The sequence below is a fragment of the Romboutsia sp. genome (assembly GCF_035470145.1).
GTDB lineage: Bacteria > Bacillota > Clostridia > Peptostreptococcales > Peptostreptococcaceae > Romboutsia_D.
Map to the genome: position 1 here is coordinate 1 of NZ_DATIRC010000146.1, position 10,330 is coordinate 10,330.

Below are 10,330 nucleotides of genomic sequence, written 5' to 3' on the forward strand. Positions count from 1 at the left end.
GTATTTACCTCATTACTATCTACTGGTCCTGATGGTTGAACTGGTCCTGGTTCGTTTGTATCTAGTTTGAAGTTATAAGTTACTGAACCTGAATCAGGTATATTAACTGCACTTGTTAGACTAGGATCCACTTTAACCTTAAAACTAGCTACAACTTGACTGTTCTTAGGAATAGTTCCTACAAATGCTCCAGGGAATATAGTAGGATTTTGAGTAGGGTTAAGTGAAAATGAACCTAAAACAAATGTTGTATTTGGAGGTAGTGGATCATATAAATATACATTTGTTATAGCAACACTACTCTCATTTTTTATTGTGAATGTGTATGTCAATTCCTCTCCAGGCTCTGCAAATAATTTATTAACTGCTTTTGTTAAACTAACTTTTATCTCTTCTACATTTAATGTGAATGTATCCTCTGCTTGCCCTGTTTTTATTTCTTGACCTATTAAATAATTAAAGTCTACTGTAACTGTATTGTCTAGCTTTTTATCTGGAGGTAGTAATGTAATATCTACATCATAGGTTATCGTTATTGATTCATTTGGCTGTAATGTTGTATTTAAAGGTATGTTAGTTATATCTGGATTTGTATATCCAGATGGTTGTATAATATCATCAAGGTTAGTAAGTGTTACAGGTACATTTCCAGTATTAGTTATCTCTACTTCATATGTTACTGTATCTCCTACTTTTGCATACGTTATATCTCCCAAAGTTCCCTTGTTTACATCTATCTTACCTTCTTGAACTATAGTAGTTGCTTCTTCACTTTCAACAGGTGGTTTTGGCTGACCGTCTACTGTATAAATAGCAGTTGCACTATTTTTTATTTCATATGGCGCAGGTGGTAGAGTATCAACGCTAACTTCTATTAAAATATCTACAGTTGCACCTATTGGTACAGGGTTTACTACTACTGTTACATTTTTTCCAATTACTTGTTGTGATATTTTATTTGCTCCAACTACTGTTGCATTTACAAAGCTTGTTTGACTTGGTATTGTATCATTTATTTGTACATTTGTTAGGTTTACTTGCCCATTGTTAGTTATACTTATTGTATAAATTAGATTTTCTCCTAGTTCTACAAATTGAGGTGCACTCTTAGTTATTATTAAAGATGCCACATCAGTTTCTACAATATTACTATCTCTTGTTTCAGTTATAGGAGGTTCATTAGGGTCTACCCTATAAATAAAATCAACGGTTCCTTGATTTGTAATAGGATTTGATACTATTGAATCTACTATCACTTTAAATGTTATAGTTATTTTATTTAATGGTTTTATTACGCCATTTACTATAACTTCTACTCTTTCTGGTGGTACAGCTATATATTGCTTTGATATAGTAGGTGCTGGAATTATATTTGTAGTTACATTAATTGGCCCTACATAACTTGTTCCAGTTGGTATTAAATCAGTAAATGTTACAGTATCTATATTTACTGTTCCTGTATTTGTTATCTCTACTGTATAAGTTAATATATCTCCTATTGCTGCATTTAATTTATCAACATTTTTTACAACTGAAATATCTGGTGTTTGTATATTTACTGTGTATGAATCTTGTTCTTGACCGGTTACTGTTTGCTGACCTACTGGATAGGTGAAAGTAATTGTAACTGTATCGTCTAGTTTAGGATTTTGTCCTGGAGGTAGAGCTGTTATGGTTACATCATAAGTTATTGTTGTTGACTGATTCGGCTGTAATACTATATTCAAAGGCATATTAGTTATATCTGAATCTGTATATCCAGGTGGTTGTATAATATCATTAAGGTTAATAAGTGTTACAGGTACATTTCCAGTATTAGTTACCTCTACTTCATATGTTACTGTATCTCCTACTTGTGCATTTGATATATCTCCAACAGTTCCCTTTACTACATCTATATTTCCTTCTACAACAACACTTGTTGTTGTGTCTGTGACAGGTGGTTTTTCATCGCCATCAACTGTGAATATTGCAGATACAAAGTTTGTTATTTCATATGGGTCAGGTGGCAAAGTATCAACTGAAACTGTTATATAAACTGTTACTGTTTGAGCTGGATTGATAGATGCTACTTGAAGTGTTATTACTTGACCTACTTGACTTATAAAAGTTGCTCCCGATGAACTTACATAAGTTGTTCCAGATGGTATAGTATCTATTACTTGTACATTTGTCAGTGGCACTAGCCCATTATTAGTCAAACTTATTGTATAAATTAAGTTTTTACCTAGTTCTACAAAATCAGGGGCCGTTTTGGCAACTTGTAAAGATGCTATATCCGTTTCTACAGTATTACTATCTTCACTTTCAGTTCCAGTTTCTTGTGACCCTATTTTATAAATATAGTCAACTGTTGCAGTATTTTCAATAGGATTTGGTGGTATTGAGTTTACCTGTACCTCAAATTCTATAGTTATTATATCTACCGGTGTATCTGGGTCTGGTGGTATTGGATCTAATTCTCCTATTACCGTAACTTCTATTCTTGGTGGTGGTCCAGGTATATAGTTAGCTGTTACAGACGTAAGTGGAGAAATATTTGTAGTAACATTGAGAGAACCTGGCTCATAACTTGTTCCAATTGGTATTAAATCAGTAAGATCTACTTGTGTTATTATTGTGTTTCCTAGATTTGTTATATCTATTGTATATTTTAATATATCACCTATTGCTGCATTTGTTTTATCAACACTTTTTTCAACTAAAATATCTGGTAATACTATATAAGTTGAAACTGAGTTACTTTCTGGCGATGTTATTGGATTTCCTGGATTAAATGCATTTATATAGGTAACATAAGCTTTATTTATAATTGTTTCAGGTGATACAGCACCATTGTGTGTAGCATTAACAGTCACTATACGTGGATTTGTTGGCCCTGGAGCAGCTGGTATTGTTAAACCAGGGTTAAATATTATCCTTTTAAGGACCGGGTCAATTGATTGTGGTGCTGGAGTTATATTAATTAATCCGAAGTTAAAATGATCAAATAAATTTTCATCATAAAGTATTATAGTATTTGCTCCTCGATCTCCTACATTTGTAATAGTATAAGTGAATACTACGCTATCGCCTGGTTCTATAAATGTTTGACTATTTCCATCAACTTGCTTTTGTACTAATAAAACTGGTGAATCCTGTGGTAATATTGCTAAAGTACTACAAGAATCCAGTATATAAGGACTTTGAGGAGTCGCGAAAATTTCATCTGAATAAGTTGCTGTGAAGTCTATTGCATATGCCCCTGGAGTAACTGGATTATATCCATTTACATCAAATGTTATTTTATCTCCACCATCTAAAGTTATGTTGCTCCAAGTTAAAGTATCTCCTATAATACTAGTTGGTGCTATACTAAAATTGCTAGGAACCATTCCAGGAAGTAATGTAACTGATATAGTAGCGTTTTTAGCTTCAGCACCACCTATATTTTGAATTGTAAAAGTTAAGTTGTTCGGAACACCTGCATTTATAGCAATAGGATTTATTGTCAATTCTATGAATGGTTTTGTAACTGATAAAAATACTGAGTTTAATACGAATTTGGTATACATATCTTCTTGGTTATCAGTGTAAGGTATCTTAACTTCGTATGAATGTCCTCCTTCATATACTATTACTCCTGCACCGTTTGCGCCTGGAGAAACTGTACTCCCTTGGTATTGACCTGCTACCATTAAATCATATTGTATATTATTCTCTATAAAATATGCTAGCACATCAGTGAGTGATTTATATGTGGTTAAATTATGCTGCCAAGTCTGCACACTTCCTCCAGGTGTATCTTGAGGATCATCTGTAGGAACAGCTTGAAGCAGTGGATTTGTCGCTTCTGATGTATTTATGAAAAAGGTTTGACCCTTATTAGGATTATCAATACCACTAGTGGTTAAGAATAGTGCATTGTTTTCTATTGCTTCTATAGAAGCACACATTGAGTGTAGCACTCCACCAAGTCTTATAAATTCATCTAAGTTTGGTAAGGTGTTCGGCATATCTATCCAAACCCCTTCACCTGTATGAGGTGATATAAATATATCATAAGCTAGCTTTTGACACGTTGTTTGATATGTGTTACCAAAGAAAGCTCCATTATCAATCTCATCAGATTCTAATACACTTATATTATTATCATCCCACTCTGGTGCAGTTCCATATGCTCCAGCTAAAACATAATAATCAGGAATTCCTGCTGCATTTAAATATTCTATAGGGATTCCAGCATTTTTATCTTCAACAGATACTCGTGGTGGTCTTATTAATTTTGCTATTGTATTTATCGTAGCTTGATTAACAAGTTCATGAATAGTTACTACAGGAGTATTGTTAGCATTCCAAGTATCTATAAGTGTTTTTACATAAGCTAGATTGTCTGACTGTATAATAAATGGTCCTCCACTATATTGATGAACTCCAGATACAAGAGGAGTATTATACCCCTTAGTAGTTGCTGTAAAGTCAATGGTTGTAAGAGCTGTTTTATTAGGGTCTATAGCCCAATAAACATAAATGGGATCATAAGCAAGATTATTAGCTTGTATTATATTTTCATAAAGCAATCTAAAGATTAATCCATATGCTTTATACATACCATTATTCTGATAAGTTGAATCCATTGGTACAATTAAAGTTGTTGTTGGATCAAATATTACTGGTACTGGTACATAAGCCATATTTATCCTCCTTTCTTATTAATATCAACAAGTTGTTGTTACATCTATTAATAATGTTATATTCTTTAAAACTCTTCTTTTATCTTTTTGTTCTACGTAGATATCTTCTATATATGGAGTTACTTTTAATTTATTAGCTTTTAAAAGTCTTTCTATTGGTACTTTATTTATTTCTTTTGGAACTATTACAAAAACACTTCTCATAACTTCTTCATAGTGTGCTGCATGAACTGGCTGATCTTCATACTTTGCTACATAAGTTATCTTTTGCTCTAATTTAAGTTCTAGGATTAACTTTTTACCACTTAAAAGTTGCCCTTCATAGGATTTTGCACAAACAGTATCTATTACACGAATAGATGTTATTTTTGGATCAACTGTTACACTTATTACTTGCTCTATATCTGGTTTTTGATTTGGTATTTTTACTATTTCAACAACATTCATTTGTTTAAAATATATAGGATTTTCAGGTAGCTGTGTTGAAACTCCGTTTGTTTTTATTTGAATTTTTTCCCCTCTAAAGTCATTTATATTCATACACTCCCCCCCTTTCTAATCACCTACATAAGCAACTAATAATATAGTTATATTCTTAAATATTTTTCTTCTTCTTTTTTGAACTACACCATCTTCCATATAATAGTCTTCCATAGCTGCTGCATATATATCTTCTATATATCCTTCTACAGTTAAACATTTATCTTCTTCAAAATCAGGTGGTAATACTATATAAGTGCTTATTGGAACATTAAAGTGGGCTCCATGTACACTTTGGGTAGGTTCATCTGCTACATATTGTATTACTTGTCTTAATTCACCTTCTACTACTACCTTCCATCCTGTTAGTTCTTGTTCCTCAAATGATTTTGCTTTTGGTGTTTTTATAACCTTTGTAAAGGTTATAACTAATTCTGATTTAACTTTTATTAATTGTTCTATATCTGGCTTTTCAATAGGTAGTTCTAAGGTTTCTGCTACATTAAATTGTTTTATAGGAGCAAATTTTTCTGTGAATTCAGGTAAAAAATCGGCTATTCCTTCATATTCTATTAAACCTTTTGCTATACTAGCCATATTCTCACTCCCTTAAGGTGTCGTAATAAATAATTTTTTAAAAGATTATTTATTATAATATAATATATTGATAAATGAGGATTTTGTTCCAGTTTAAATGTAAAAAAGGACATAAAAAAGCTGGAAACATTAACTTGTTACCAGCTTTTTTATGCTTAATCTTCATCTTTAATTGATTCAACCTCATTACCTTGATTATGTAATATCTTTTTACTACGATAATTTTTACGCCCTTTACCATATTGCTTAGTTACTTTATGAGTTATATTTGGATATGATGAATTATAACTATCTTTTATATGCCATGAGTCAGAACACTCATCTTTATATTCGTTATTGTGTTCATTATTACATGTATAACTGTGTTTAACGTGATGGTGAGTATCATCACATTTACAATCATCATCGTGTCCATGGTGAGTATCATCACATTTATAATCATAATCATATCCATGGTGAGTATCATTACATTTGCAATCATCATCATATCCATGATGTGCATCATCACATTTGCAATCATCGTGTATTATCATCATTCTACTTTTCTCATGTTTTATCCATACCTTTATTACATATTCAACTCCAGGATTAAGAGGTCCAAATAAAAATTGTCCATCTTCATCAGTAAAAGTATGATATTTAGGTTCTAAGCATCCTTCTGCATTTACTTCTAATAATTTTACTACTGCATCTTCTACTGGTTCATTGCATTCATCTAATACAACTCCATAAAATACACTTCTATCTTCCTCACAAACTTTTATAACAGCATCTATTTGCTCATTTTCACAAGGAACTATGCTAAATTTTGTTAACTTATACCCCATATGTACCTCCCTAAAATAAAATATCTATATACCCTAAAGTTTATTCATTCTAAAAAGGAAAAATAACTCAATATAAAAAAGGTGTAACAAGTAAATAAATCTCATTACACCTTTTAATATTATTATATTTTAATGACCACTAACCATTTCTAAACCACCTGGTTTATTATGAATAGCCATTTTATCTATTAATTCTAAACATGGTTCACTCATTCCAAATAAATTGGTTTCAATTCCATTTTTATAAAACTTTATAACTACTTTATCTATTGCATCAACTGCTGATTCATCCCATATCTTCACTTTTGAAAGGTCTATATCTACACATTCAACATCTTGTGTATAATCAAAACTATTTATAAACTTCAAAGTAGATGCAAAGAATAATTGACCTTTAACTACGTATTTAACATTACCTTTATCTTCATACTTCTTAATGCTAATTTCAGATATTTTAGCTGCAAATGATATAGCACTTAATAGTATTCCTACAACCACCCCATAAGCTAAATTGTGAGTTAATAAAACTACAAATACAGTAGCACACATAACAAAAGCATCAGCCTTAGGAACTTTATTTAGGCGTTTAAGAGATTCCCAGTTAAATGTACTTATAGAAACTACAATCATAACCGCTACCAATGCAGCAATTGGTATTTGTACTACAAATGTATTTAATACTAAAATTAATATCATAAGAACTATTCCTGAAGTAAGAGTTGATAGACGACCTCTACCTCCTGAATTTATATTTATAACTGATTGTCCTATCATAGCACATCCAGCCATTCCACCAAATAAACCTGATATTATATTAGCTATTCCTTGTCCTTTACACTCTATGTTCTTATCACTAGGAGTGTCTGTTAACTCATCTAATAATTGAGCTGTCAATAGTGATTCTACAAGCCCAACTAAAGAAAGAGATATAGCATATGGTAATATTATTTTTAATGTTTCTATACTAATAGGTACATTAGGTATAATAAACTTAGGTAATTCATTTGTGATGTTACCCATATCACCTATTCTTGAAACATCTATACCAAATATAGTCACTAATAATGTAATTACTACTATTGCTATTAATGGTGATGGTATCGTTTTATTTATTTTAGGGAATAAATAAATTATAAATATTCCTAGTGCTACTAGCCCATACATAATCACAGGCTCTCCATCAAAATATGGTAATTGAGCCTTAAAAATTAATATTGCTAATGCATTTACAAATCCTAGCATAACCGGTCTAGGTATAAACTTCAATAAATTACCTATTTTTAAATATCCTAAAATCATTTGAATTAATCCTGTAAGTATAGTTGCCGCTAACATATACTCTATCCCGTGGTTTTTTACCAACCCTGTTAATACAAGTGCCATAGCGCCTGTTGCTGCTGAAATCATTCCAGGTCTTCCTCCAAATATAGATGTAACTATCGCTATACAAAACGATGCATAAAGACCCATCATAGGATTTACACCAGCTATTATAGAAAACCCTATAGCCTCTGGTATTAATGCTATAGCAACAACTATACCTGCTAATAAATCTCCTCTAACATTTCCAAACCATTCTAATTTATTTTTTTTCATCTCATTCCTTCTTTCTTTTTAATTTATTTTCCGATAATTTTTAGTATTAGATTATATTGTATACAATTTATATTAATTTGTCAATTTGATATACTTGTATTAAAATAAAAAAACACCTATTTATTTAAAAACAGATGTTTTTTACTTATTATATTATTCTTAAGACACTACGCTACTACTAGGTTCATTATAAATTATAGCTTTAACTATTTTATCTAACTTAGGCATGAAAAATTGTATTACTGGACCTGTTAAAAAAGCTCCTATTATCGTTCCTATACCTATAACGCCTCCAAGAGTAAAACCAACTGTAACAAATATTAAGTCCATAGAAATACGAATCCACTGATACTTAATTTTAGTTTTATCATGTATTATAAGCGGAATTAAATCATTTGGTGCCACACCTAAATCTGTTGCTTTTAACATTGAAAATCCTATCGCAACTATTACACAACTTATCAATAATAATAATACCTTAACCATTATATTAAAACTGCTAAACTCAATTGGCTTTAAAACATTTAACATTAAATCTATAAATGGACCAGCTGAGATTAATGCAAGTACAGTTCCTATGTTTATCGATTTCCTAGACAATATAAATATAGCAACTAAGAATACAAATGTTATAACAATATTTGCTGTACCTGTAGTAATTCCTAGTAAACCAGATATTCCTTGAGTGAATACTGTAAATGGATCTGATCCAATGTTAGTTTGAATAAATATAGCCACCCCTGTTTGAATTATCCATACCCCAATGAAGAAAAATATCATTTTCTTTATGAATAATATTACGCTACTTTTGTTCATATTAAAATCCCCTAATTATATATAAAATTTTACTTTTCATCAAAATCTACATGAATTTTACCTTGTGGTGTATTAATGTCAATATACGATAAGTTAAAATTATCATCCATTACATCAATTTGATATTCAAAGAAAACATCATCCTCTTTCTTTGACATGAAGATATAACTTCCATTTTCTTTTTCTTCTATCTCATCACATATCTCATCATATATTTCTTGACCACTTACAACACCCTTGTAACCTGCTACTGCTATTTTTTCTTCAATAAATTTATACAATTGTTCCATATAGTACCTTCTTTCCTATAATTACTAAAATATAGTTTATTATTAATTTATTAATATTGTCAACTATTTTTTCATATATAATCATGATTCCTTTATTTTTCATAATTCTTTGATTCTATTATTAAATGAGCAATATATCTTTGCAAATATATTTATATTTTGACACATTTCTTCGATATTATTGTTTATAATTTTAAAAATGTACTTTTTTGTCAACTTTTATTTACGTTTTCATATTATATATTAAGAACACAAAATAACAAAGTGTTCTAAAATTTACAATGAAGGAGGCTTAATTTCATGTCTGATTCTAATTGTAGAAGATATTTTCCTAATAAAAACTATAATAATCCTATAAATTCTAACAATGATGACAGTGTAGTTCCTTCTAATTCCAATAATCATTGTAGTAATCATCATGATCCATGTGAGCAACATCATCATCCCGATAAAGAACATTGTTGTTGCTGTTGTTGCTGTTGTTGCTGTTGCTGTTGCTGCTGTCACAAATAGTTTATTAAAGTTAGTATTTATTAAATGAACTCCTCATAAATAAATATATATTTATGAGGAGTTTACATATTTTATTAATTCTCTGCATTAAAAAACTCTTAGATATTCTAAGAGTTTAACTGGTGATCCATCCGCGACTCGAACGCGGGACACCCTGATTAAAAGTCAGGTGCTCTACCGACTGAGCTAATGGATCATATTTATTTGGCGGAGAGGGTGGGATTCGAACCCACGGTGCCGTTAAGCATCACTGGTTTTCAAGACCAGCTCCTTAAACCACTCGGACACCTCTCCAAATTTTAGTGGTGACCCATCGGAGATTCGAACTCCGGACACCTTGATTAAAAGTCAAGTGCTCTACCGACTGAGCTAATGAGTCATATTTATATGGCTGGGGATGCAGGACTCGAACCTACGCATGCATGAGTCAAAGTCATGTGCCTTACCGACTTGGCTAATCCCCAATATATAAGTGGTGAGCGCACAGGGATTCGAACCCCGGACACACGCCTTAGAAGGGCGTTGCTCTATCCAGCTG

8 protein-coding genes and 4 tRNA genes are annotated in these 10,330 nt (G+C 31.2%); 1 reads left to right on the forward strand and 11 read right to left on the reverse strand.

What is annotated here, in order from left to right; genetic code table 11:
* From VLM92_RS05725 to VLM92_RS05755, 7 genes are all read right to left on the reverse strand, one after another.
* On the reverse strand, positions 1-4,673 hold a 4,673-nt coding region (locus VLM92_RS05725; RefSeq protein WP_325275392.1), incomplete at its 3' end, for a DUF7507 domain-containing protein.
* A gap of 24 nt (positions 4,674-4,697) precedes the next feature.
* On the reverse strand, positions 4,698-5,213 hold the full coding sequence (locus VLM92_RS05730) for an SPOCS domain-containing protein (protein WP_325275393.1): 516 nt from the start codon (positions 5,211-5,213) through the stop codon (positions 4,698-4,700).
* A gap of 15 nt (positions 5,214-5,228) precedes the next feature.
* Positions 5,229-5,750 (reverse strand): DUF3794 domain-containing protein, encoded by a 522-nt coding sequence (locus VLM92_RS05735; RefSeq protein WP_325275394.1) that lies wholly within the window; start codon positions 5,748-5,750, stop codon positions 5,229-5,231.
* Positions 5,751-5,905: 155 nt separating this feature from the next.
* Positions 5,906-6,577: a carboxypeptidase-like regulatory domain-containing protein gene (locus VLM92_RS05740; RefSeq protein WP_325275395.1), complete on the reverse strand. Its 672-nt coding sequence runs from the start codon at positions 6,575-6,577 to the stop codon at positions 5,906-5,908.
* Positions 6,578-6,706: 129 nt separating this feature from the next.
* The gene (locus tag VLM92_RS05745) at positions 6,707-8,173 is read right to left on the reverse strand and encodes a SulP family inorganic anion transporter (protein WP_325275396.1); all 1,467 of its coding nucleotides are present in this window, start codon (positions 8,171-8,173) and stop codon (positions 6,707-6,709) included.
* A gap of 159 nt (positions 8,174-8,332) precedes the next feature.
* The gene (locus VLM92_RS05750) at positions 8,333-8,989 is read right to left on the reverse strand and encodes a hypothetical protein (protein ID WP_325275397.1); all 657 of its coding nucleotides are present in this window, start codon (positions 8,987-8,989) and stop codon (positions 8,333-8,335) included.
* 29 nt (positions 8,990-9,018) lie between these two features.
* Positions 9,019-9,279 carry a hypothetical protein gene (locus tag VLM92_RS05755; RefSeq protein WP_325275398.1) on the reverse strand — a complete coding sequence of 87 codons (261 nt, stop codon included), beginning with the start codon at positions 9,277-9,279 and terminating at the stop codon, positions 9,019-9,021.
* A 300-nt stretch (positions 9,280-9,579) separates the two neighbouring features.
* Here VLM92_RS05755 and VLM92_RS05760 point away from each other — a divergent pair, with 300 nt between their 5' ends.
* The gene (locus VLM92_RS05760) at positions 9,580-9,792 is read left to right on the forward strand and encodes a hypothetical protein (RefSeq protein ID WP_325275399.1); all 213 of its coding nucleotides are present in this window, start codon (positions 9,580-9,582) and stop codon (positions 9,790-9,792) included.
* 120 nt (positions 9,793-9,912) lie between these two features.
* Here the strand turns inward: VLM92_RS05760 and VLM92_RS05765 are convergent.
* The 4 genes from VLM92_RS05765 to VLM92_RS05780 form a co-directional block, all read right to left on the reverse strand.
* Positions 9,913-9,988: transfer RNA gene (locus tag VLM92_RS05765), tRNA-Lys, on the reverse strand.
* Between the two features lie 9 nt (positions 9,989-9,997).
* Positions 9,998-10,086 (reverse strand) — tRNA-Ser (locus tag VLM92_RS05770).
* Between the two features lie 9 nt (positions 10,087-10,095).
* A tRNA-Lys gene (locus VLM92_RS05775) sits at positions 10,096-10,171 on the reverse strand.
* 9 nt (positions 10,172-10,180) lie between these two features.
* A tRNA-Gln gene (locus VLM92_RS05780) sits at positions 10,181-10,256 on the reverse strand.
* Between the last annotated feature and the right edge of the window lie 74 nt (positions 10,257-10,330).

Bases quoted from the DNA above. Each gene is read 5' to 3' on its own strand.
- VLM92_RS05750 (WP_325275397.1), bottom strand. From the start codon at position 8,989: ATGAACAAAAGTAGCGTAATATTATTCATAAAGAAAATGATATTTTTC.
- VLM92_RS05760 (WP_325275399.1), top strand. From the start codon at position 9,580: ATGTCTGATTCTAATTGTAGAAGATATTTTCCTAATAAAAACTATAAT.
- VLM92_RS05745 (WP_325275396.1), bottom strand. From the start codon at position 8,173: ATGAAAAAAAATAAATTAGAATGGTTTGGAAATGTTAGAGGAGATTTA.
- VLM92_RS05755 (WP_325275398.1), bottom strand. From the start codon at position 9,279: ATGGAACAATTGTATAAATTTATTGAAGAAAAAATAGCAGTAGCAGGT.
- VLM92_RS05735 (WP_325275394.1), bottom strand. From the start codon at position 5,750: ATGGCTAGTATAGCAAAAGGTTTAATAGAATATGAAGGAATAGCCGAT.
- VLM92_RS05740 (WP_325275395.1), bottom strand. From the start codon at position 6,577: ATGGGGTATAAGTTAACAAAATTTAGCATAGTTCCTTGTGAAAATGAG.
- VLM92_RS05730 (WP_325275393.1), bottom strand. From the start codon at position 5,213: ATGAATATAAATGACTTTAGAGGGGAAAAAATTCAAATAAAAACAAAC.